21 protein-coding genes are annotated in these 23,100 nt (G+C 75.8%); 17 read left to right on the top strand and 4 right to left on the bottom strand.

Going from position 1 to position 23,100, the window contains the following annotated elements; genetic code table 11:
- From ACI797_RS04610 to ACI797_RS04575, 8 genes are all read left to right on the top strand, one after another.
- Positions 1-441 (top strand): flavodoxin family protein, encoded by a 441-nt coding sequence (locus ACI797_RS04610; protein ID WP_456857328.1) that lies wholly within the window; start codon positions 1-3, stop codon positions 439-441.
- Positions 442-528: 87 nt separating this feature from the next.
- Positions 529-2,247 (top strand): RecQ family ATP-dependent DNA helicase, encoded by a 1,719-nt coding sequence (locus ACI797_RS04605; RefSeq protein WP_456857327.1) that lies wholly within the window; start codon positions 529-531, stop codon positions 2,245-2,247.
- A 99-nt stretch (positions 2,248-2,346) separates the two neighbouring features.
- Positions 2,347-4,002, top strand: a complete 1,656-nt coding sequence (locus tag ACI797_RS04600) for a carbamoyltransferase family protein (protein ID WP_456857326.1) — start codon at positions 2,347-2,349, stop codon at positions 4,000-4,002.
- Between the two features lie 160 nt (positions 4,003-4,162).
- On the top strand, positions 4,163-4,606 hold the full coding sequence (locus tag ACI797_RS04595; protein ID WP_456857325.1) for a DUF4383 domain-containing protein: 444 nt from the start codon (positions 4,163-4,165) through the stop codon (positions 4,604-4,606).
- A gap of 177 nt (positions 4,607-4,783) precedes the next feature.
- Positions 4,784-5,221 carry a DUF4383 domain-containing protein gene (locus tag ACI797_RS04590; protein ID WP_456857324.1) on the top strand — a complete coding sequence of 146 codons (438 nt, stop codon included), beginning with the start codon at positions 4,784-4,786 and terminating at the stop codon, positions 5,219-5,221.
- A 135-nt stretch (positions 5,222-5,356) separates the two neighbouring features.
- Positions 5,357-5,701, top strand: coding sequence for a hypothetical protein (locus ACI797_RS04585; RefSeq protein ID WP_456857323.1), 345 nt, complete (start codon positions 5,357-5,359; stop codon positions 5,699-5,701).
- Positions 5,702-5,755: 54 nt separating this feature from the next.
- Positions 5,756-6,967, top strand: coding sequence for an acyl-CoA dehydrogenase family protein (locus tag ACI797_RS04580; protein ID WP_456857322.1), 1,212 nt, complete (start codon positions 5,756-5,758; stop codon positions 6,965-6,967).
- A 31-nt stretch (positions 6,968-6,998) separates the two neighbouring features.
- Positions 6,999-7,367 (top strand): DUF1801 domain-containing protein, encoded by a 369-nt coding sequence (locus tag ACI797_RS04575; RefSeq protein WP_456857321.1) that lies wholly within the window; start codon positions 6,999-7,001, stop codon positions 7,365-7,367.
- An 11-nt stretch (positions 7,368-7,378) separates the two neighbouring features.
- Here the strand turns inward: ACI797_RS04575 and ACI797_RS04570 are convergent, their stop codons facing one another.
- A complete protein-coding gene (locus tag ACI797_RS04570; protein ID WP_456857320.1) occupies positions 7,379-7,579 on the bottom strand; it encodes a hypothetical protein in 201 nt (66 codons plus the stop codon).
- Positions 7,580-7,761: 182 nt separating this feature from the next.
- Here ACI797_RS04570 and ACI797_RS04565 point away from each other — a divergent pair, with 182 nt between their 5' ends.
- Together ACI797_RS04565 and ACI797_RS04560 are read left to right on the top strand one after the other, a co-directional pair.
- The gene (locus ACI797_RS04565; RefSeq protein ID WP_456857319.1) at positions 7,762-9,903 is read left to right on the top strand and encodes a protein kinase domain-containing protein; all 2,142 of its coding nucleotides are present in this window, start codon (positions 7,762-7,764) and stop codon (positions 9,901-9,903) included.
- Positions 9,904-9,907: 4 nt separating this feature from the next.
- Positions 9,908-11,167 (top strand): hypothetical protein, encoded by a 1,260-nt coding sequence (locus tag ACI797_RS04560; RefSeq protein WP_456857318.1) that lies wholly within the window; start codon positions 9,908-9,910, stop codon positions 11,165-11,167.
- A 106-nt stretch (positions 11,168-11,273) separates the two neighbouring features.
- On the opposite strand, the gene ACI797_RS04555 is transcribed toward ACI797_RS04560, so the two are convergent.
- Positions 11,274-11,849: a hypothetical protein gene (locus ACI797_RS04555; protein ID WP_456857317.1), complete on the bottom strand. Its 576-nt coding sequence runs from the start codon at positions 11,847-11,849 to the stop codon at positions 11,274-11,276.
- A gap of 98 nt (positions 11,850-11,947) precedes the next feature.
- Between ACI797_RS04555 and ACI797_RS04550 the strand changes: the two genes are divergently transcribed.
- Positions 11,948-12,511: a hypothetical protein gene (locus ACI797_RS04550; protein WP_456857316.1), complete on the top strand. Its 564-nt coding sequence runs from the start codon at positions 11,948-11,950 to the stop codon at positions 12,509-12,511.
- Positions 12,512-12,559: 48 nt separating this feature from the next.
- Positions 12,560-13,810 (top strand): multidrug effflux MFS transporter, encoded by a 1,251-nt coding sequence (locus ACI797_RS04545; RefSeq protein ID WP_456857315.1) that lies wholly within the window; start codon positions 12,560-12,562, stop codon positions 13,808-13,810.
- Here ACI797_RS04545 and ACI797_RS04540 read toward each other — a convergent pair.
- On the bottom strand, positions 13,807-14,664 hold the full coding sequence (locus ACI797_RS04540; RefSeq protein ID WP_456857314.1) for an aldo/keto reductase: 858 nt from the start codon (positions 14,662-14,664) through the stop codon (positions 13,807-13,809). The two genes, ACI797_RS04545 and ACI797_RS04540, sit on opposite strands and share 4 nt — an antisense overlap.
- A 424-nt stretch (positions 14,665-15,088) precedes the next feature.
- Here ACI797_RS04540 and ACI797_RS04535 point away from each other — a divergent pair, with 424 nt between their 5' ends.
- From ACI797_RS04535 to ACI797_RS04515, 5 genes are all read left to right on the top strand, one after another.
- The gene (locus ACI797_RS04535) at positions 15,089-15,463 is read left to right on the top strand and encodes a substrate-binding domain-containing protein (RefSeq protein ID WP_456857313.1); all 375 of its coding nucleotides are present in this window, start codon (positions 15,089-15,091) and stop codon (positions 15,461-15,463) included.
- A 127-nt stretch (positions 15,464-15,590) separates the two neighbouring features.
- Entirely contained in the window at positions 15,591-16,232 is a 642-nt protein-coding gene (locus tag ACI797_RS04530; RefSeq protein ID WP_456857312.1) for a (Fe-S)-binding protein, read from the top strand.
- Entirely contained in the window at positions 16,229-17,689 is a 1,461-nt protein-coding gene (locus tag ACI797_RS04525; RefSeq protein ID WP_456857311.1) for a LutB/LldF family L-lactate oxidation iron-sulfur protein, read from the top strand. Before ACI797_RS04530 ends, ACI797_RS04525 begins: the two co-directional genes overlap by 4 nt.
- Positions 17,686-18,312 carry a LutC/YkgG family protein gene (locus tag ACI797_RS04520; RefSeq protein ID WP_456857310.1) on the top strand — a complete coding sequence of 209 codons (627 nt, stop codon included), beginning with the start codon at positions 17,686-17,688 and terminating at the stop codon, positions 18,310-18,312. Before ACI797_RS04525 ends, ACI797_RS04520 begins: the two co-directional genes overlap by 4 nt.
- A gap of 36 nt (positions 18,313-18,348) precedes the next feature.
- Positions 18,349-21,441: an ATP-binding protein gene (locus ACI797_RS04515; protein ID WP_456857309.1), complete on the top strand. Its 3,093-nt coding sequence runs from the start codon at positions 18,349-18,351 to the stop codon at positions 21,439-21,441.
- On the opposite strand, the gene ACI797_RS04510 is transcribed toward ACI797_RS04515, so the two are convergent.
- Positions 21,390-22,943 (bottom strand): LCP family glycopolymer transferase, encoded by a 1,554-nt coding sequence (locus tag ACI797_RS04510; RefSeq protein WP_456857308.1) that lies wholly within the window; start codon positions 22,941-22,943, stop codon positions 21,390-21,392. The two genes, ACI797_RS04515 and ACI797_RS04510, sit on opposite strands and share 52 nt — an antisense overlap.
- Between the last annotated feature and the right edge of the window lie 157 nt (positions 22,944-23,100).

The following is a 23,100-nucleotide window of genomic DNA, read 5'->3' as shown; positions in this document are numbered from 1 at the left end:
GTGCCCCGGCTGCTCGTCGTCCACCACACGCCCTCCCCCGCCATGCAGGCGGTGCTCGAGGCCGCGAAGGAGGGCATCGCGATGGTCGACGAGGTCGAGCTCGCCCTGCGCCCGGCGCTGTCGGCGGGCGCAGCCGACCTGCTCGAGGCCGACGGCGTCCTGCTCGGGACGCCGGCGAACATCGGCTACATGTCCGGTGCGCTCAAGCACTTCTTCGACACCGTCTACTACCCCTGCCTCGAGGCCACCGTCGGCCTCCCCTACGGCGTCTACGTGCATGGCAACGACGACACCGCCGGCGCGCTGACCGCCGTCCACAAGATCACCGGGGCGCTGCGGTGGAAGCAGGTCGCCGCACCGCTGAGCCTCACCGGCAGCCCGGGCAAGGACGACCTGGAGGCGGTCCGCGAGCTGGCGGCCACCGTGGCCGTGAGCCTCTGACGCGTTCCCGCTGGAACGCCGGTGGGCGGCCCGGCAGGTGGCGAGGCGCACCGTTTGCCACGGGAGGGGGCCGGGCAGCCTGAGCCGGTGCCTCCACGCCGACGAGACGACGACGACAACCCCGCCGGGAACTCCGCGTCGGTCCGCACCCGCCGGATCCGGGAGATCACCCGGGACGTCCTCGGCCACGACGACTTCCGCCCCGGCCAGGAGCGGGCCATGCAGTCGGTCGCCGCCCGCCGTGACACCCTCGCCGTCCTCCCGTCCGGTGCCGGGAAGTCGTCGATCTACCAGGTCGCCGGCCAGCTGCTCGACGGTCCGGTCGTCGTCGTCTCGCCGCTGATCGCCCTGCAGCGCGACCAGGTCGACCGGCTCGTGGAGCTGGGCGAGGAGCGCGTCGGCCGCGCCGCCCAGCTCAACAGCAGCCTGCCCGCGGGGGAGCAGCGCGAGGCCCTCGCCGGGCTGGGGGACGGAACGGTCCGCTTCGTCTTCCTCGCCCCCGAGCAGCTCACCAAGCCCGACGTCGTCGACGCCGTCCGCGACGCCGGTCCGGCGCTCTTCGTCGTCGACGAGGCCCACTGCGTCAGCGCCTGGGGCCACGACTTCCGCCCCGACTACCTGCGCCTGGGCGGCGTCATCGAGCAGCTCGGCCACCCGACCGTGCTCGCCCTCACCGCCACCGCCGCACCACCGGTCCGCGCCGAGATCGTCGAGCGGCTCGAGATGCGCGACCCCGAGGTCGTCGTCGCGGGCTTCGACCGCCCCGAGATCCGCCTCGAGGTCGACCAGCACGCCGACGCCCACGGCAAGCACCAGGCCGTCCTCGACCGCGTCCTCGACCAGGTCGGCGACCGGCAGACGCCGGGCATCGTCTACAGCGCCACCCGCAAGGGCACCGAGGAGCTCGCCGAGGCCCTCACCGAACGCGGCCTGCGCGCCAGCCCGTACCACGCCGGCCTGCGCGCCTCCGAGCGCGAGGAGACCCAGGAAGCCTTCATGGCCGACGAGCTCGACGTCGTCGTCGCCACCACCGCCTTCGGCATGGGCATCGACAAGCCCGACGTCCGCTTCGTCGTCCACGCCGAACCCGCCGACTCGATCGACAGCTACTACCAGGAGATCGGCCGCGCCGGCCGCGACGGGCAGCCCGCACTCGCCGTGCTCGTCTACCGCCAGGAGGACCTCGGCCTGCGGCGGTTCTTCGCCGCCGGCATCCCGCCCGAGGAGGAGCTGCAGCAGGTCGCCGGCCTGGTCGCGGCGGCCGAGGCCGCCGGCATCGAGGACGGCGTCGACGTCAAGGCGCTGCGCGAGGAGACCGGCCGCGCCGCGACGCCCCTCGCCCGCGACCTGAACCTCCTCGAGCAGGTCTCCGCCGTCGTGCTCGACGAGGACGGCGCCGCCCACCCCGCCGAGGACGCGCCGAAGCCGTCCCAGGCCGCGGCCGCCGCGCGCGAGCTCGCCGAGCACCACGAGCGGGTCGACCAGAGTCGCGTCGAGATGATGCGCGGCTACGCCGAGACCACCGAGTGCCGCCGCCAGTTCCTCCTCGGCTACTTCGGCGAGCAGCTCGAGGAGCCCTGCGGCAACTGCGACAACTGCTCCGCCGGCCTCTCCCAGCAGCAGCCCGAGGACGACGAGACCCCCTTCCCCGTCGAGACCCCCGTCGAGCACTCCGAGTGGGGCGCCGGCGTCGTCATGCGCGTGGAGGACGACCGCGTCGTCGTCCTCTTCGACGAGGTCGGCTACAAGACCCTCGGCCTCGCCGCCGTCACCGAGCACGGCCTGCTCAGGGCCCGGCCCGCCTGACCGTCACCCGTTCGGGCGCTCACCCTGCAGGGTGACCGGCCACCCGTGATCATTCGGAAACAGGACCGGGCGCAGCGCCCGGCCGAGAGGAGTCCCCGCGTGAAGGTCCTGGGCATCAACGCCATCTACCACGACCCGGCGGCGGCGCTCGTCGTCGACGGCAGGGTCGTGGCGGCGGCCGAGGAGGAGCGGTTCAGCCGGCGCAAGCACGGCAAGCGCCCCCTCCCGTGGAGCGCCTGGGAGCTGCCCGAGCTCTCGGCCGCCTGGTGCCTCGAGGAGGCCGGCATCCGCCCGGAGGAGCTCGACGCCGTCGCCTACTCCTTCGACCCGGCGCTGATGGTCACCCCCGAGGAGACCGGGCTGTTCGACGACGGCGACACCATGCGCAAGAAGTACGCCGAGATGGCGCCGGACTTCCTCGCCCACGCCCTGCCCGGCCTCGACCCGGCGAAGGTCCGCTTCGTCAAGCACCACGTCGCCCACGCCGCCTCGGCCGGCCTCGCCGCCCCGCAGCGCGACAACGCCGTCCTCGTCCTCGACGGCCGCGGCGAGGCGCACAGCCACCTCGCCGGCCGCTACGTCGACGGCCGGCTGGAGGTCCTCGCCGGCCAGGCGCTCCCCCACTCCCTCGGCCTGATGTACGAGGAGCTCACCCACCACCTCGGCTTCCTGCGCAGCTCCGACGAGTTCAAGGTTATGGCGATGGCCTCCTACGGCAAGCCGCGCTTCCTCGGTGAGCTGTCCGAGCTGATCCGCGCCACCGGCGACGGCGGCTTCGTCACCGAGAAGATCGACTTCTCCGAGTTCGCCCCGCGCCTCGGCAAGGACGAGCAGTGGACCGAGGACCACGCCGACCTGGCCGCCAGCGTCCAGACGCGACTGGAGGAGGTGCTCGTCGAGCTGGCCCGCTGGGTGCACGAGCAGACCGGCGACAAGGCGCTGACCATGGCCGGCGGTACCGCGCTCAACTGCGTCGCCAACACCCGGATCCTCGCCGAGACGCCGTTCGACGACGTCTGGGTCCAGCCCGCCGCCGGCGACGCCGGCACCGCGCTGGGCGCCGCCCTGCACGTGGCCCACGAGCTCGGCGAGCGCACCGAGCCCATGCCCGGCGCGGCGCTGGGCCGCGGCTGGAGCGACGACGAGATCCGGAAGTGGCTCGACACCGCCGCCATCGACTACGAGCGGCCCGACGACGTCGCCGAGGCCGTGGCCGAGGTCCTCGCCGACAACGGCATCGTCGCCTGGTTCCAGGGCCGCAGCGAGTACGGCCCTCGCGCCCTCGGCCACCGGTCCTTGCTCGCCCACCCCGGTTTCGAGGCCAACCTCGAGCGGATGAACGACGTCAAGGGTCGCGAGCAGTTCCGCCCCGTCGCCCCGATGGTGCTGCTCGAGCGGGCGCCCGAGATCTTCAGCCGCGGCCCCATCCCCTCCCCCTACATGCTGTTCGTCCACGACGTCGCACCCGAGTGGAAGGACCGCATCCCCACCGTCACGCACGTCGACGGGACGGCGCGGATCCAGACCATCGACCCGCGGACCGAGCCGCTCGTGCACCGCATGATCTCGGCCTTCGAGCGGCGCACCGGCCTGCCCGTCGTCGTCAACACCAGCCTGAACACGGCCGGCCGGCCCATGGTCGACGACCCGCGCGACGCGCTGGAGTGCTTCGGTTCCGCCCCGGTCGACCTGCTCGCCATCGGCCCGTTCGTCGTCCGCCGCCCCAAGCGCACCCCCCGGCCCGCCCAGGCCTGAGCGAACCGCCCCGCGCCCCGCGCCCGAACACCGGGTGCGGGGCGCTCGGTTGCGCCCCACCCGGACGGGTGACATCGGTTGCAGATGGCATCCCCTGGGTATCGGACGCATCGGATCCGTCGAGACACCGGCGGGGTTGCAGAACGTCTTGGAGGACACTATGGCCGCTTCGGCGGGCAACACCGGCGCAGACCGCCGGGGCACGACCTGGCCGCAGATGCTGGCACTGGCTTTCGGGGCCGTGTACCTGCTGATCGGCATCATCGGCTTCTTCATCACCGGCTTCGACGACTTCGCCGGTCACGGGCAGGACGAGCACCTGCTCGGGTTCATGATCAACCCGCTGCACAACATCGTGCACATCGTGATCGGCATCGCCGGCCTCCTGCTGGCCCGCACCCTGGCCGGTGCGCGCACGTACGGATGGCTGCTGGCGCTCGGCTACGGGGCTGCCTTCCTCTACGGCGTCTTCGCCGTCGGGCAGGACTGGGACTTCCTCAACCTGAACTGGGCCGACAACGTGCTGCACATCGCCACCGCGCTCGTGGGCCTGGTCATCGCGCTGGCACCCGTCCGGACCGCGGTGGACAGCCGCCGGGCCTGATCACCGGCTCCTCTCCCGAGGCCGGGTCCCCGTCCGGGGACCCGGCCTCGGGTGCGTCTGGCGAGGCGGACGGTCACGACCGGATCGCACCGTTCCGGAAGGTCTTGACGACGGCGCCGTCGCGCGGACCGTTGGAGGCGCGCGAACCGACGCGCTCCCCGCACCTGGAGGACACGGATGTCCACCGACCGCACCACTTCCGCCCGCGGCCTGACCTGGCCGCAGCTCGCCGGCCTCGTGATCGGCGCGATCTACACGCTGATCGGCATCATCGGGTTCTTCGTGACCGGCTTCGACGACTTCGCCGCGCACACCGGCGAGACGCTGATCGGGTTCATGATCAACCCGCTCCACAACATCGTGCACCTGGTCATCGGCATCGCCGGCCTGGTGCTGTCCCGGACGCTCTCCGGCGCCCGCACCTACGGTTGGCTGCTGGCGGCCGGCTACGGGGCGGCCTTCGTCTACGGCCTGTTCGCCGTCGGCGAGGACTGGGACTTCCTCGCCCTCAACTGGGCCGACAACATCCTGCACCTGGTCACCGCGCTGCTGGGCGCGGCGATCGCCCTCGGCCCGGTGCGCAGCGCGGTGGGCGGCCACTCGCTGCGCGCCTGACCCGACCGGAGCCGGCCGGTACCGCGACGGGAACGTCCGCGGGACCCGGCCGGGTCCAGGTGTGAACCGCCGCTGACGGGGAACGGCGCAGCGACGGACCGCCGGGCGGTCCGACCGACCCGAGGGACGGCGGCCATGGACGACGAACACGTCCTCCGCTCACTGGGCGCCGCGCTGGAGCGCGACGACCCGCACCTCGCCGCGCTGCTGCGCGCCGGACCCACGCCGGCGGGCCGGCCGGTGATCACCGCGGCCGAGGCGGCGTCCGCTCCGCCGGGCGGCCGCACCGGACCGCCCGGCTGGTCGCTCGTCGTCGCCGGGCTGCTCGCGGCTGCCGTCGTCGCCGCCGCCGTCCTGCTCGGGCCCGTGGTGGTCGGCGCCGTCGGGCTGGTCCTGCTCATCGCCTCGCCGCTCGCCGTCTGCTGGTGGTGCGACTGCGCCGACGAGCTGCGCCCGCCCGACGAGCCGCCCGGGCGCTGACGCGGCGGGCCACCCCGCCGCGACGGAGGTCACAGGGGCGGCTACGTTCCGGGAATGGACTTCGCCCTGTCGGCACGCGCCGAAGACGTCTGCGGCCGCATGTGGAACTTCATGCGGGAGCAGGTCTTCCCCGCCGAGCCCGTCTACGACGAGTGGCGCGCGGCCCGCGGCCACGACAACCACGAGCACCCCCCGGTCCTGGAGGAGCTCAAGGCCGAGGCCCGCCGGCGCGGCCTGTGGAACCTGTTCCACCACGAGCTCGGCGGCCTGACCAACCTCGAGTACGCCTCGGTCGCCGAGATCATGGGCTGGTCGCCGGTCATCGCCCCCGAGGTCACCAACTGCGGTGCGCCGGACACCGGCAACATGGAGACCCTCATGCTCTTCGGCACCGAGGAGCACAAGCAGCGCTGGCTGGCCCCGCTGCTGGAGGGCGAGATCCGCTCTGGCTTCGCGATGACCGAGCCGGACGTGGCCTCCTCGGACGCCCGCAACATCCAGACCTCGATCGTCCGCGACGGCGACGAGTACGTGATCAACGGCCGCAAGTGGTGGACGACCGGCGCCGCCGACGAGCGCTGCCAGATCTTCATCGTCATGGGCAAGACCGACCCCGACGGCCCGCCCCACCGGCAGCAGTCGATGGTGCTCGTGCCCCGCGACACCCCCGGCCTGGAGATCGTGCGGCACCTGCCGGTCTTCGGCTACCAGGACCAGCACGGGCACAGCGAGCTGCGGTTCACCGACGTCCGCGTCCCGGTCTCCAACATCCTGTCCGGCGAGGGCGACGGCTTCATGATCGCCCAGGCCCGGCTCGGTCCCGGCCGCATCCACCACTGCATGCGGGCGATCGGCATGGCCGAGCGCGCCCTGGCGCTGATGGTGGAGCGGTCGAAGGCGCGGGTGGCCTTCGGTCGCCCGCTGGCCGAGCAGGGCACCGTGCGCGAGCAGATCGCGCTGTCGCGGATCGAGATCGACCAGGCCCGGCTGTACGTGCTCAAGGCCGCCGACCTGATCGACAAGTTCGGCGCCAAGGGTGCCCGCACCGAGATCGCCGCCATCAAGGTGGCCGCGCCCAAGGTGTGCCTCGACGTCATCGACCGCGCCATCCAGGTGCACGGCGGCGCCGGCGTCAGCGACGACACCCGCCTGGCGCGGATGTGGGCCAGCGCCCGCACGCTGCGCATCGTCGACGGTCCGGACGCCGTGCACATCCGCTCGGTGGCCCGCGAGGAGCTGGAGCGCGAGCGCCCCTACGCCGGGTGATCCTGTCGGGCGGGCCGGTCACACTCCCCCGGTGACCGTCCCTCCCGAGGTGCAGCAGCTGCTCGACGAGCACACCGACGACGTCGCACGGACGACGCTGGAGCTGCGGCGGGTGCTGCTCGAGGGCCACCCCGAGCTGACCGAGCGGGTGCGGCCCGGCTGGCACAGCCTCAACTACCGCCACCCCACCGCCGGCTACGTGGCGGGCCTGTTCCCGCTCGCCGACCGCGTCCGGCTCGTGCTCGAGCGCGGCGCCGAGCTGCCCGACCCGGAGGGCCGGCTGCGCGGCGAGGGGCTGCGCACCGTGCGGTACCTCGAGGTGGTCGTCGGGGACGACGTCGACCGCGAGCTGGTGCTCGAGCTGGTCGACCTCGCCGTCGGCCTCGGCCGCCGCCGCTGAGCCGCGGGACGTCAGGGCGCGAGCGTGCCACCGAGCGAGCCGCCGGCCAGCTTGGCCTGCAGCGTGGAGCGGTCCAGGCCGATCGACTCGAGCGCACCGGCGTCCCCGTCGGTGTCGACCTCGTCGGGCAGCGAGTTCTCCGCCCTGTCGGCGGTCTCGTTGTCCCCCTCGGTCCGCAGCACGCGGACCAGCTCGTCCTTGGCGATCTTCACGCGGGCACCTCCCGATCCGGCGCCCCGCGCTGGGCGCCGTCCCGGCTGGTGCTTCCCCACCGGACGGTGCTGAAACGAGGCGGGACGAACCCGCACCGCGAACGCCCTCCGTGGGGGATCATCCCCGTGCCCCTGTCCCAGCTCGGACCCGGGGCCGAGCGGGAAGCGGGAGGAGTGACGTCGTGCTGACCACCGGCGCCGTCTTCGCCGGCTACCGGATCGAGGGGCTGATCGGCGAGGGCGGCATGGGTGCCGTCTACCTCGCGCGCCACCCGCGGCTGCCGCGGCACGACGCGCTCAAGGTGCTGCACCCCGCGCTCTCCTCCGAGGCCACCTACGTCGGCCGCTTCGAGCGGGAGGCCGACGCCGCCGCCCGGCTGAGCCACCCCTCGATCGTCGCGGTCTACGACCGGGGCATGGAGGGCGACCAGCTCTGGATCAGCATGCAGTACGTGCGCGGCACGGACGCCGCCGCGGAGCTGCGCACCCACGGCCCGATGTCGCTGCGGCGGACCGTCGCCGTGGTCACCGCGGTGGCCGACGCGCTCGACCACGCCCACGCCCACGGGCTGGTGCACCGCGACGTCAAGCCCGACAACATCCTGCTCGCCCCCACCGGCACCGGCAGCGGCGAGCGGGTCATGCTCACCGACTTCGGCATCGCCTCGGTCACCGGCCACACGCACCTGACGCAGGCGGGCTCCTTCGTCGCCACGATGGCCTACGCCCCGGTCGAGCAGCTGGAGGGCCGCGCGGTCGACGCCCGCACCGACGTCTACGCCCTCGGCGTGGTGCTCTACGAGCTGCTCACCGGCGAGCGCCCGTTCGCCGACCTCGGCATCGAGGCGCTCTACGCGGCCAAGGTCCGCGGCGAGGTCCCCGACCTGGCGGCCAAGCGGCCCGACCTGCCCGAGGCCGTGGGCGCCGTCGTCCGCCGGGCGATGGCCGCCGAGCCCGGGCTGCGCTACGCCGCCTGCGGCGAGCTGGCCGAGGCGCTGCACCGGTCCGCCGCTCCCCCACCGCCGCCGCCGCTGCCCGCCGCGGTCGTCCGCCCGGCCGCCGCTCCCGCCACCTCGCTCCAGCTGCCCCGCGACGTGCCGCCCGCGCACCCCCTCGCCACGGCGACCCGGCCCGACGCCCCGCCGCCCCCCGCCCGTCCCGCCGGACCGCCGCCGCAGGGTGCGCCGCAGGGCCCGCCGCAGGGCCCGCCGCAGGGCCCGCCGCAGGGTCCGCCCGGCGCCGTCCCCCCGCCCCCGTGGCAGCGCTTCGCCCAGGCCCCGGGACGGCCGCCGCGCCGCCGGCGCGGTCTCCTGGTCGGCGTCGGCCTGCTGGTGCTCGCGCTCGTCGCGACCGTCACCACGCTGCTGCTCGTGTCCGGCGGGCTCCGGGCCCCGGGCGGGCTGGACCCCTCGACGGCCGAGGGCGCGGTCCGGCTCGACTGGGACGCCGTCCCCGGGGCCGACCACTACGAGGTCTACCGGGACGGTGCGCGCCTCGCCGACACGGAGTCCCCCGGCTACACCGACGCGACCGTCGACGGCGGGATCGGCTACCTCTACGAGGTCGCCGCCGTCGCCGCGGACGGCGAGCGCTCCGAGCGGGCCTCCTTCGGCGAGGTCGTCGCCGCCCTCGCCGCGCCCCGGCTGTCCCCGCCCGCGGTCGACGGGCTCACGGTGACGCTGGACTGGGCGGAGGTCCCCGGCGCGGAGCACTACGAGGTGCTGCGCGAGGGCGAGCAGCTCGGCCGCGTGACCGAGACGACGTACACCGATCCCGAGGCCGAGGTGGGGCGGCTGAGCTACGAGGTCGTCGCGGTCGACGCGAACGGTGAGGGCGGCCGCACGTCGAGCACGACGGTGGCCGTGGTCGCCCCCTGGGCCGGCATGCAGCCGCTGGCCGACTTCCTCCCGCAGCTGGTGCCGCCCGCGGCCGACCGCTCCCTCGACGGGCCGGTCGCCCCGCACACCTGCGCGTTCCTCGACGCGACCGGCACCGAGGCGGTCGAGCGGGTCCTCTGCACCTTCGACAACGGCATCGAGGTCTCGCTCAACCGCTTCCCCGACGCGGCGACCGTCACGCGGATCTTCGCCAGCTTCAACTTCGGCAACAACCAGCTGATCACCACCTGGTACTGCACCGAGGGGGAGACGCTCGGCCAGTTCACGCAGGCGCTCTACCCGGGCAGCGGCGAGCCGTTCCAGATGCTCACGTTCACCGACCCCGACCTCGCCGTCTACAACGTCTACGTCCAGTGGACGGCCGGCCGCACGGTCGACGAGCTGAGCGCGACGTTCTTCCAGTCGGGCATCCTCTGCCGCGAGTAGGCCGGTGGACGACGACGGCGCGGTCCGGCGGCGGCCGCGGGGCGGCCTCCTCGGGGCCGCGCTCGCCCTCCTGCTGGTCTTCGCCGCGGTGCGGCTGACCGCGGCCGAGCCCGGCCCACCGACCCCGCCGGAGACGGCCGGCACCGGCCTGCTCGACCTGCCGACCCGCGGCTCGCTGGCCGGCGACGACGGCTGGCTGGCCGCCCTGACCGCCGCCCGCGCCCTCGCCGACCTGCCGCCGGACCGGCACGTCGCCTACGCCGGCGACGCGGCAGGCGTACGGCTGGCCCTCGTCCTCGCGGGGGCGCCGAGCCGGCCGACCGCCGTCTGGCTGACCGGCCCGGCCGGCAGCGGGCCGGACGGCATGGTCCTGGCGGCCGGACCGGTGCCCGTCGGCCCGCGGGAGCCGCTCGCGCTGTGGGACGTGCCGCGCGGGGCAGGCCGCGGCGGACTGCTCCTCGTGGTGGCGCTGCCCGGCGACCAGGTCGAGCTGCTGACCGGCCGCGTGGTGGACGCGGCGGGGCAGGAGACCCGGCTGCGCACCACCCTGCCGCTGCACGACGGCGTCGCCGTGGCGACGGCCGAACCGCCCGCGGCGCCGGCCGACGGCGACTTCACGGCCGGGCGGCTCGTGGTGACCCGGGGCGCGACGCCGCTGACGGTCGCCCCCCTGCTGAGCGCCCGCGGCGCCGCCGCGGCGACCGCGCCGATCGACCCCGCCGACCCGCGCGGCCTGCGGGCCACGGTCGACGAGGCGCAGCTGCAGGCCGTGCTGCACGAGATGGTCGGCGCCTACGGGCTGCTGCCCGAGCGGGTCTCCCCCGCGCTGCTCGCCGCCGGGCCGGTGGGCGACGAGAGGAGCCGCGCCGTCCTCGTCGGGGTCACCCTGCCCAGCGGGGCGACGGTCGCCTGGCTCAGCGTCGCGGCGACCGCGCCGGACGCCGTCCCCCGGGTGGTGTCCACCCGGCCGGCCGCCGCCGGGACGGCGCTCCTGGACCGGGTCGTCGCCGTCCCCGCCGGCTGGGCGGTGTCCCGGATCCCGCTGCCGCCCGGCGACGGCCCGCCCGGCTGGCTCGTGGTGAGCGGCCCCCGGGGCGGGACGGCGGCGGAGGCGCTGAGCGCCGGCGGGAACGTGCTCGCCGCCTTCCCGCTCGCCGGCGGGTCCGGGACCGCGCAGGTGCCCCCGGGCACGTCCGCGGTGCGCGTGGTCGACGACATCGGGGCGTTCGTCGCGGGGTCCCGGCTGGCCCGGGTGGCAGGATGAGCCTCGGGCGCGACGACGCTGTCGCGCCCGAGGACGGCAGGGCCGGCGACGGCGCTGCCATGCCCCACCTTGCCAGTCGTCTCAGACGTCTTCCACGTGAGCCGCGTCACCCGATGGGCGGAACCGGTTCCCGTCCGGGCGGCCAGGTCCACGTGAAGCCCACCGCGACGCCCTCGGCCGAGTCGACGAACCGGTGGGCGGCGTGCTCGTCGTCCAGCACGACCTCCTCGGCGGCCCGGATCCGCGCATCGGGACCGAAGCCGTCCCACACGGCCCACTCCAGCCGCGCCGGCAGCCGCTCGGGGGAGAACTCCACGCGCATGTCGAGCCGCTCGACCCGCTGGCGCATCACCCGCCGGATCTCCGGGGTGGGCACCGAACGCCACTCGAAGAGCGTCTCGTACTCGAACGACGCCGTCTCGCCCGCCGCCAGCGGCCGGGGGAACTCGAGGTCGACCGCCATCAACCCGTCGGCGTCCGGGTACGGCCGGCCGGCCCGCACCCCGCGGACGGCGCGCACCCGCGCCTCCCGGCTGTCGAAGCGGTAGGTGTACGAGCCCAGCCCGGAGCGCAGCGCCCGCAGCACGTGGACGGTCCGGTGCCGGACCGGCAGGCCGTCGGGGCCCAGGGTGTGCCACTCGTGCAACGACACCGTCCGGTGCCCCGGCGCACGCTCCGCCACCCGCCACCTCCCGGGCCCCCGCGGTATCGGAACCCGCCGTCCACCTGCAGTCGGACGAAACGGGTGAGACCGTACCGGGATCGGGCGAGAGGAGCACGGTGGTGCAGCACGGGGGTTCCCCGCCGCGCCGCGTGGCGGTGGTGGCGGACGACGCGCGCGACCGGCGCTGCCTGTCGGCCGCCGTGCGCGGCGTCCCGGGCACCGAGCTCGTGGCCTGGGCCGAGGACGCCGAGCTGCTGCTCGTCCTCGGCAGCCGGGTGGACGTCTGCGTGTTCGCCGTCCCCCCGCGGAGCACGGCGGCGACCCGGTTGCGCGCGCGGGGGATGGCGCTCGTCGTCCTGCCCCGGGACGCCGACCCGGCGGAGACGCTGGCGGGGGGGTTCTCGCGCGGCGGGGCGGCGGCGGTCCGCCGTCCCCGCCTCGCCCCGCGCCAGCGGGAGGTGCTCGTCGCCTATGTGTCGGGCAGCGACCTGCTGCCCACCGTGGCGCGGGAGCTGGGCATGGACCGGGAGACGCTCAAGACGCACCTGCGCCGGATCCGCGCCAAGTACTCCGAGGTGGGCCGGCCGGCCCCGACCCGCCGCGACCTGTACGTGCGCGCGGTGGAGGACGGGCTGGTGCCGGCGCCCACCGAGAGCGATCCGCACCACCGTTCCCCGTGAGCGAGGTGGTTGCGGAATGAACCCACCCGGGAGCGACTTGGCCCTCGCGTGAGCACAGCGCAGCCGACCTCCGATCCCCGACCGCTCGGCATGGCCCGGCTGGCACTGATCCTCGGCGCGTTCGTCGCCGTCGGTCCGCTCACCATCGACATGTACCTGCCGGCGCTGCCCACCCTGCGGGCCGACCTGGGGACGACGTCGGCGGCGGTCCAGCTCACCCTCACCGGCACGCTGGTCGGCCTGGCCGTCGGCCAGCTGGTCGTCGGCCCGTGGTCCGACGCGCTCGGCCGCCGGCGGCCGCTGCTGGCCGGGGTCGCGCTGCACGTCGTCGCCTCGCTGCTGGTCCTGCTGGCGCCGAACCTGGCGGTCCTCTCCGTGCTGCGGGTGCTGCAGGGCGTGGGCACCGCGGCCGCCGGCGTGGTAGCCCTGGCCGTGGTCCGCGACCTCTTCGACGGCCGCGCGGCCGCCACCATGCTCTCCCGGCTCTTCCTCGTCATGGGCGTCGCGCCCGTGCTGGCGCCCACCCTCGGCGGCGAGGTGCTCCGCTTCACCTCGTGGCGGGGCGTGTTCGCCGTCCTGGCCGCGTACGGCGTCGTCCTGCTCGTCGTCGGCGCCCTGGCGCTGCCCGAGACGCTGCCGCCGGCCCGCCGGCGCAGCGGCGGCATCGCCGGCACCGTGCGGACCTACGGCATGCTGCTGCGCGACCGGTCCTACGTCGGGCTCGTGGTGGTCGCCGGCCTCACCATGGCGGCGCTGTTCACCTACGTCTCGGGGTCGTCGTTCGTCTACCAGCGGCAGTTCGGCCTCGACGAGCAGGAGTTCGGGCTGCTCTTCGGCGCCGGCGCGGTGTGGCTGATCGCCGCCACGCAGCTCAACCCGCTGCTGCTGCGCCGGTGGTCGCCCGCGCAGATCCTGCTCACCGCCACCGTGGCGGGGGCGCTGGGCGGCGCCGTGCTGGTCGGGCTGGCGGCGACCGGGGCCGGCGGGCTGCCCGCGGTGGTGGCCCCGCTGTGGGCGATCCTCTTCGCCGCCGGGCTGGGCCTCCCCAACGCCCCGGCGCTGGCGCTGTCGCGCTACGGCGACGCGGCCGGATCGGCCGCCGCGCTGCTCGGCGCCGTGCAGTTCGGGGTGGGCGCCGCCGTCTCCCCGCTGGTCGGCATGCTCGGCAACGACGCGGTCGCGATGGGTGAGGTCATCGTCGCCGCGCTGGTGCTGGCGGTCGGCGTGCTCGTGGTCGTCGTCCGCCCGTGGCGGCTGGCCGAGCCGCAGGAGACCCCGGCCGCCGCGTACGCCCACTAGACGAACAGCGGGGTCGCCTCCTGCCGGGCGGCCAGCGCGGCCATCTCCCCGTCGTCCGGACGGCGCTCGAAGCGCTCGGCGGCGTCGAGCAGCAGCGGCAGCAGCTCGACGTCGCCGGTGGTGAGCAGGAACGCCTCCGGCCGCCCGAGCACCCAGTGCACCGCGAGGTCGACGTCGGCGGGCTCGCGCAGCGGCTCGTACCAGGTGGCCGCGGTGGCGGCCCGGCCGTCCCAGCGGCGCCGGGCGAGGCTCTTGATCGTCTGCAGGGCGACGTCGCGCTCCGCGCAGACGGCGGCGAGCGCCTCGAACCGGTCGGCGTAGCGCTCGTCCTGCACCTGCACCCAGTTGTAGGGCGCCAGGACCGAGTCGAAGGGGAAGCGCTCCAGGCTGCGCCGGTGCATCTCGGGCACCGACAGGCCGTGGCCGGTGACGCCGATGAAGCGCACCAGCCCCTGCTCGCGCGCCTCGACCGCCGCCTCGAGCGCGCCGCCCGCGCCGAGCGCGGTCTCCCACTCGATGACGTCGACCAGGTTGTGCAGCTGGATCGAGTCGACCGAGTCGACGCCGAGCCGGTCCAGCGAGCGGTGGATCTCGTCGCGCGCCCTCCGGTAGGTGCGCTCCCCGGTCTTGGTGGCCACGAAGAACGTGCCCGGGTTCCGCTCCAGCCAGCTGGCGATCCGCAGCTCGGCGTCGCCGTAGCTCGCCGCGACGTCGATGTGGTTGACGCCGTGCTCGAGCAGCAGGTCGAGCGCGCGGTCGGCGTCGCCCTTCGAGACCCGGCCCAGCGCCGCGGCACCGAAGACCACCCGGCTGGACTCGTGCCCGGTCGCGCCGAAGGGCGCTCGCCCGATCATGCGCTCGACCCTAGGGCCGCAGCCGGGCCCCCGCAGCGGCCCAGGGGGCCCCGGCCCCGGGGGACGGGGTGTACGTGCGCACCTCCTGCGTCGCCCGCAGCTCGGGCAGCCCGCCCTCGACCGCTCCCCCGGACCGACCCGCACGGCCATCACCCGGCCGCTGGAGGCGCCCAGGTCGACGGCCGCGAGGGTCAGCTCCCGTTGCGTCACCGGAGGAACGCCGCCGCGACCCCGGAGTCCACCGGCACGTGCAGACCGGTCGTCCGGGTGAGGTCGCCGCCGGTCAGCGCGAAGACGGCGTCGGCGACGTGCTCGGGCAGCACCTTGCGCTTGAGCAGGCGCGGACGACCCCGTCCGGGTTGATGCCGTTGACGTCAAGCGCTCCGGCGCGCCACCGTTTGAGACGGTTCAACCGACCCGAGGAGTGCCCGCTGAGCCCCAGCATCCGGGACGTCGCCACCCTCCGGCGTCCCGGCGCCCCACGGCCACGGTCTGCGCGATCGACCTGCTGGCGCTCGGCATGCTGCAGGAGATGGTGCGCCACGGGGTCCGGGTGCCCGGCGACTTCGCCATCGTCGGCCACGACGACATCGACTTCGCCGCGGCCGCCGCCGTCCCCCTCTCCTCGGTGCGCAAGCCGCGCCAGGGGATGAGCCGCCGGGCCGCCGAGCTGCTGATCGACGAGGCGCGCGGCGACGGGCACACCCACCAGCAGCCCGTGTTCGACCCGGTTCTCATCGTCCGGGAGTCGAGCATGGTCCGCCGCACGCCGGCGGCCGACACGAGGGGGACCGCATGAGGGTCGCGCTGTTCGCCACCTGCCTGGTCGACACGATCGCGCCGCAGGTCGCGGCGGCCACCGCCCGGCTGCTGCAGCGACTGGGCCACGAGGTCGTCGTCCCCCGGGTCAGGCCTGCTGCGGGCAGATGCACGTCAACACCGGCTACCGGCGGGATGCGGTGCCGGTGGTGGCGAACCACGTGCGCGCCTTCCGCGGGGCGGAGGCGGTCGTGGCGCCGTCCGGCTCGTGCGTGGCCTCGATCCACCACCAGCAGGCGGCGGTGCTGCGCCGGGCGGGGGAGACGGCGCTGGCCGACGAAGCCGCCGCGCTGGCGGAGCGGACCCACGAGCTGTCCCAGTTCCTCGTCGACGTCCTCGGCGTGACCGACGTCGGCGCCTACTACCCGCACCGGGTCACCTACCACCCGACCTGCCACTCGCTGCGCGTGCTGCGGGTGGGGGACCGGCCGCTGCAGCTGCTGCGGGCCGTGCGCGGGCTGGAGCTGGTCGAGCTGCCCGGAGCCGAGCAGTGCTGCGGCTTCGGCGGCACGTTCGCGGTCAAGAACGCCGACACCTCGACGGCGATGCTCACCGACAAGATGGCGAACGTGCTCTCCACGCACGCCGAGGTCTGCACCGCCGGCGACGCGAGCTGCCTGATGCACATCGGCGGCGGCCTGTCGCGGCTGCGCTCGGGCACCCGCACCGTGCACCTCGCCGAGATCCTCGCCTCGATCGAGGACGAGGTCTCCCCCCAGCAGTCCACCCGACCGGCGGTGACCGCGTGACCCCCACCTTCCTCGGCCTGCCCACCGCGCCCCGCGGCGTCGGCAACCTCCGCGGCGAGCGCCCCTTCCCCGACGCCGCCCGCGAGGCGCTGCGCGACGGGCAGCTGCGGGCCAACCTGGGCCACGCCACGACGACGATCCGCGGCAAGCGCGCCGCCGTCGTCGGCGAGGTGCCCGACTGGGCGCAGCTGCGCGCGGCCGGGCGGGCGATCAAGGCCGCCACCATGGCTCGGCTCGACGAGCACCTCCTCGAGCTGGAGCGCCAGGTCACCGCCCGCGGCGGCACCGTGCACTGGGCCCGCGACGCCAACGAGGCCAACGCGATCGTCCTCGACCTGGTGCGGGCCACCGGCGCCGACGAGGTGGTCAAGGTGAAGTCGATGGCCACCCAGGAGATCGGGCTCAACGAGGCCCTCGAGGCCGCCGGCATCGCGGCGCACGAGACCGACCTCGCCGAGCTGATCGTGCAGCTCGGCGACGACCGGCCCTCGCACATCCTGGTGCCGGCGATCCACAAGAACCGGGCCGAGATCCGCGAGATCTTCCTGCGCACGATGCCCGGGGTGGACGCCGACCTCACCGACGAGCCGCGCCGGCTGGCGATGGCCGCCCGCGCCCACCTGCGCGAGCGGTTCCTGCGGGCGCGGGTCGCGATCAGCGGGGCCAACTTCGCCGTCGCCGAGACCGGCACCCTCGCCGTCGTCGAGAGCGAGGGCAACGGCCGGATGTGCCTGACCCTGCCGCAGACGCTGATCACGGTCATGGGCATCGAGAAGCTCGTGCCCACCTGGCGCGACCTCGAGGTGTTCCTCCAGCTGCTGCCGCGCAGCTCGACCGGCGAGCGGATGAACCCGTACACGTCCCTCTGGGCCGGCGTCACGCCCGGCGACGGCCCGCAGGAGTTCCACCTGGTGCTGCTGGACAACGGGCGGACGGCGACCCTGGCCGACGAGGTGGGCCGCGAGGCGCTGCACTGCATCCGCTGCTCGGCCTGCCTCAACGTCTGCCCGGTCTACGAGCGCACCGGGGGGCACGCCTACGGCTCGGTGTACCCGGGCCCGATCGGCGCCGTCCTCTCCCCCCAGCTCACCGGCGTGGAGGACAACGCCTCGCTCCCCTACGCGTCGTCGCTGTGCGGGGCCTGCTACGACGTCTGCCCGGTGGCGATCGACATCCCCTCGATCCTCGTTCACCTGCGCGCCGAGCACGTCGAGGCGCAGGAGCGGACGACCGTCGAGGCCCTCGGCTTCCGCTGGCTGGCGAAGGCGATGGCGAACCCGCGGCTGTGGCACGCGGCGCAGAAGGCCGCCGGCCTGGGCCGGTTCCTCGCCCGCGGGAAGCCGGTGCTGCCGGCCGCCCTGCCACCGCCGGCCTCGAGGTGGACCCGCACCCGCGACCTGCCGGCCCCACCGGCGAAGACGTTCGTGCAGCAGTGGACCGAGGAGCACGGCCGGTGAGCGCCCGCGACGAGGTGCTGGCGCGGATCCGGACGGCGCTCGGCCCTACCCGCCCGCCGGTGCCCGAGCCGGCCCGCGACTACCGGACCTCCGACGACCGCGCCCCCGAGGTGCTGGTGGACGTCCTGGTCGACCGGCTCGAGGACTACAGGGCACGGGTGCTGCGCTGCGCGCCCGGCGAGATCGCGGCCGCGGTCGGCGCCGCCCTGACCGCCGGCCTGGGGGAGGGCTGGCGCGCCGGCGACGTCGTCGTCGCGCCCGGGCTGCCGGGCGACCGGCTGCCCGCGGGCGTGGTGCCGGACGACGGGCGGCCCGCGGTCGAGCTGGCCGCGTTCGCCGCGGCCGTCACCGGCGTGGCGGTGGCCGTCGCCGAGACCGGCACGCTGGTGCTCGACGGCACCCCGGCCACCGGCCGGCGCGCGCTCTCCCTGCTGCCCGACTGCCTCGTCTGCGTCGTGACGGCCGACCAGGTCGTGGGCGGCGTCCCGGAGGGCCTGGCCCGGCTCGACCCGCTGGCGCCGCTGACCATGATCAGCGGCCCGTCGGCCACCAGCGACATCGAGCTGTCGCGGGTCGAGGGCGTGCACGGGCCCCGGACGCTGGTCGTGGTGCTCGCGGCCTGAGACACTCCCGCCCGGGGCCACACCCCTGGGGGCGCCGTGACGGTCGAGCTGCAGCTCCTCGGGGGCTTCGCCGTGCGCCGCGACGGCGCGCCGCTGCCGCCGTTCCCCCGCCGGGACGCCGCCGCGCTGGTGAAGCTGCTGGCCCTCGCCCCCGGTCACCGGCTGGCCTGCGAACGCGCCACCGACGCCCTGTGGCCCGACCTGCCGCTCGAGGAGGCCCGGCCCCGCCTGCACAAGGCCGCCCACTTCGCCCGCCGGGTCCTCGGCGAGCAGGACGCCGTCACCGTGCACGCCAACCGGGTCGCCCTGCTGCCGCACGCGCCGGTCGAGGTCGACGTCGAGCGGTTCGAGGCCGCGGCGGCCGCCGCCCTCGCCACCGCCGACCCCGCCGCCTGCGCGGACGCCGCACGGCTCTGCCCCGGCCCCCTCCTCCCCGAGGACGAGACCGAGCCCTGGACGGCGCAGGCACGGGAGCGGGTGCACCGGCGCCGGCTGGCCGTGCTGCGCGGCGCCGGCCGGTGGGACGACGTCCTCGAGCTGGAACCGGCCGACGAGGAGGCGCACCTCGCCCTGCTGCGCGCCGCGGTGGACGCCGGCGACCGGGCCGGGGCGCTGCGCCGCCACGACGCCCTGGCCCGCGCCCTCGCCGAGGGTCCGGGCGTGGCCCCGGGTGCCGAGGCCGACGCGCTGCGGGCCCGGGCGCTGGGCACGGGTGCCCCGGCACCGGCGCCGGAGCGCCCGCCGCTGCTCGAGCGCGAGGTGGAGCTGGCCCGGCTGCGGTCGGTGGTGGACACGACGGTCGCCACCGGCCGGGGTGCGGTGGTGCTCGTCGGCGGCGAGGCCGGCAGCGGGAAGACGGCGCTGGTGGCCGAGCTGGCCGCGCGGGTGGGGGACCGCGCGCGGGTGCTGCGCAGCGGGTGCGACGACCTGCTGGCGCCGCGGTCGCTCGGCCCGTTCCGCGACGTCGCCCGCGCGGTGGGCGGTCCGCTCGCCGACGCGTTCGCCGCCGGCGGCGACCCGGAGGCGGTGCTCCCCGCGCTGCTGCGGCTGCTCACCGGCGCCCCGACCCTGCTCGTGGTGGAGGACCTGCACTGGGCCGACGACGCCACGGTCGACGCCGTCCGCTTCCTCGCCCGGCGGGTGCCCGAGCTGCCCGCCGTCCTGGTGCTGACCTGCCGCGAGGACGAGCTGGGCCGCACCCACCCGGTGCGCAGGCTGCTGGGCGCCCTCTCGGGCCCGGGCCTGCGGCGGATCGCCGTCCGGCCGTTGAGCGTCGAGGCCGTCGCCGTCCTGGCCGACGGGCGAACCGACCCGCGGCGGCTGCACCGGGTCACCCGCGGCAACGCCTTCTACGTCACCGAGGTGCTGGCCGCGGGTGGCGGCGTGCCGGTGACGGTGCGCGACGCCGTCCTGGCCCGGCTGGCCACGCTGTCCGAGCCGGCGCAGGACCTCATCCAGCGGCTGGCGGTCGTGCCCACCCGGGTCGACCGCGGGCTGGCCGACCACCTCACCCGCGACGGGCCCGGGCCGCTGCTGGAGGCCGAACGGGCCGGCGTGCTGGCCGGCGACGCCGGGTCGCTCTGGTTCCGGCACGAGATCGCCCGGGCGGCGGTCCTGTCCACGCTGACCCCCGGCGAGCTGGTCGCCGCGCACCGCGACGTCCTGGAGGCGCTGCTGCGGGAGCCGGCGCCCGACCTCGCCCGCGTCGTCCACCACGCGCAGGCCGGCCGGCGCCCCGACGTGCTGGTCCGGTACGGCCCGGCCGCCGCGGACGACGCCGTGCGGGCCGGCGCCTACCGCCAGGCGGCCGACACGCTCCAGGTGGTCATCGACGCCGGCGCCGGGCTGGAACCGGCGCGCCGCGCCCGGCTGCTGGCCGACCGGGCGTCCTACCTCTACTACCTGAACCTGTTCGAGCAGGCGTTCCGCTGCGCGACCCGCGCGGTGACGGCCGCCGAGGCGGCCGGCGACCCCCTGCTGCTGGCCGACGCGCACGTCGTGCTGTCCAAGACCGCCTACTGGGCTCGCGGGCCGCTGTTCGCCGAACGGGCGGCGGCGCGGGCGGTGGCCCTGCTCGAGGGGTCCGGCGACGACCTGCGGCGGGCGGCCGCGCTGGCGGGCCTCGCCCGGGCGCTGTCCAACCTCGGGACGCCGGGCGTGGTCGCCGAGCCGGGCGGGGAGAGCGCGCGGTACGCCGAGCAGGCGCTGGCGCTGGCCGAGCGGGCGGGGAGCGTGGAGCTGCGCTGCCAGGCGCTGTTCTACGTGGGCAGCGGCCGGCTGGCCGAGGGCGACGAGCGCGGCGTGGCCGACCTGGCGCTGTCGGTCGAGCTCGCCGCCGGCGACCCGCACCTGGAGCTGGGCGTGCGCGCCTGCGTCAACGCCGCCGGCGGCAGCTACCGGGCCGGCCGGTACGCCGACGCGGAGCACTACGTGACCCTCGGCCTCCAGCTGGCCGAGCAGTCGGAGTTCTTCAGCGGCGACTACCGGCTGCGGCTGACCCGCGCGGCGATGCGGGCGAGCGCCGGCCGGTGGGAGGAGGCGGTGGGCGAGCTGCGGGAGCTGCTCGCCGTGCCCAGCGCCCCGGCCGCCATGGGCCTGCACGCGCGCAGCCTGCTGGCGCGGCTGCTGGCCCGGCGGGGGAGCGCCGAGGCCGCGGACGTGCTGGCGACCGCGACGTGGCCGGCCGAGGCCCGCGACGAGGTGTCGGTCACCGGACCGCGGGCCGCGGCCGCCGTGGAGGTGGCGTGGCTGCGCGGGGACGTCGGGGCGATGCCCGCGCTGGCCGCCGACGTGCTGGCCGCGCGCCCCGCGTCCGGCGCCCGCGGCAGCCGCGCGGAGCTGAGCCGCTACCTCCAGCGGGCCGGCCACCCGGTCACCGTCCCGGCCGACCCGATCGGGCCGTGGGCGCCCGCGCTGGCCGGGCGCCCCCTGGAGGCCGCCGCCGCCTGGGCGGCCCTGGGCGAGCGCTACGAGGAGGCCGTGGAACGGGCCCTGTCGGGCGACCCGGCGCAGCACGAGCGCGGGCTGGCGGTGCTGGACGAGCTGGGCGCCGTCGCCACGGTGGCGGCGCTGCGGCGTCAGCCCCTCTTGGTGGGCGGCTCGCCCTGCGCCAGCTGCGCCTCCGCCTGAGCGCGGTCGTAGGCGCAGGCGTCGGCGACGTCGGCGACCGGCGACCGGGCCGGCGGTGGCGTCTCCCCGGCCGAGGGGTCGGCCGGCGGCGTCGTCCCCGTGGGCGGCGCGCTGCTGGTCGCCGGCGGCGACGCCGGGCCGACGGCGTCCTGCGCGATCTGCCGCATCAGGTCGTAGTCGGGGTACGCGGGGTCGATCACCGTGTTGTCGAACACGACGCTGCGCACCTCGGCGTCCTTGACCAGGAAGCCGAGGTCGACGAAGTCGCCGAGCGCCGAGCGCGGGATGTCGGTGCTGACGATGTCCTGCGTGGTCCGGGCGATCTCCTGGTACTGGCGCAGCAGGGTGACCGGGTCGGCGGCGTCGATGATCGCGTCGATCGTGCAGCGCTGCCGGGCCATCCGGTCGTAGTCGGTCAGGCCGAACCGGCCGCGGGCGAACGCCAGCGCGGTGGGCCCGTCCAGCTGCTGGTCCGGCCCCGGGGCGATGTAGTCGTCCGGCAGCGAGCCGGTGCCCGGGTCACCGCCGATCGGCACCCAGTAGTTGACGTTCACCGTGACGCCGCCGAGCGCGTCGACCAGCCGGCTGAAGCCCTCGAGGTTGACCAGCACGAAGTAGTCGATGTCCAGGCCGAGGGCCTCGCCGACGCCGAGCTTGAGGAAGTCGGCGCCGGGGTCGTCGGTCGGGCCCAGGATGTCGGGGTGCGTGGCCGGGCCGTTGCGGTAGACCGCGTTGAGCAGGCTCTCGCTCTCCGAGCCGGCGTCGAAGCCGTCCGGGTACACCTCGTGCAACGGGCTGTCGGCCGGGAAGGGCAGGTCCTCGAGGTTGCGCGGCAGGCTGAACAGGACCGTGTCGCCGGTGTCGGTGTCGATGCTGGCCACGATGACCGTGTCGGTGCGCAGCCCCTCGCGGTCGGGACCGGAGTCGCCGCCGAGGAGCAGGACGTTGACCCGCTCCTGGTCGCCGAACGGGTTCGGGGTGTCCTCGACGGTGGCCGACTGCCGGTCGTCGGCGAAGACGCCGTCGAGCAGCCCGCGCTGGGCGTCGGCCAGCTGGACGACCCAGTAGGCGGGCAGGGCCACCCCGGCGGCGAGCAGCAGGACGAGCAGCGCGCCCACGGCGTGCTGGAGTGGCCGGGTGCGGGCCGGGGCGAGCATGCGGTACCCGGCCACGATGACCGCCACCCAGAGCAGGCCGATGACGGCGACGCCGCCGATCACCCACAGGAGCGAGCTGCTGTCGATGGCGAGCCGGACGGCGGCGCGCTGCCCGGCGGTGGCGAGGTAGACGGCACCGCCGACCAGGAGCAGGAACAGCACCAGGGTGAGGACGCCGAGCTTGCGGCGGCCGGTCGCGAGGAAGGCGCTGCCGGGGACGAGTGCGCCGAGGGCGGTCAGGCCGAGCGCGGACCCGAAGCTGCGGGCGGTCCGTCGGCGGGAGCGCGGGGGCGGTGGGCCCCCGTCCCCCGCGCCGGCGGGGGGAGCGTCGAGATCAGCGCTCACGCGCACCCACCGCAGCCCGGGACCTGGTCATCCGGCCATGATCGCACCGAATTCCATCACGGGGAGCCGATCCGGCGGGGGCCGGGGCACGAGCACCCGCTCGTGGGTGAGCTGTGCCTCACCTGGGCACTGGAGGGGCATCCCGCCCGTTGGTTAC

The sequence above is a fragment of the Geodermatophilus sp. SYSU D00691 genome (genome assembly GCF_054050275.1).
Note: the sequence above shows the minus strand (reverse complement) of the source record. Positions and strands in the feature narration are given on the sequence as shown.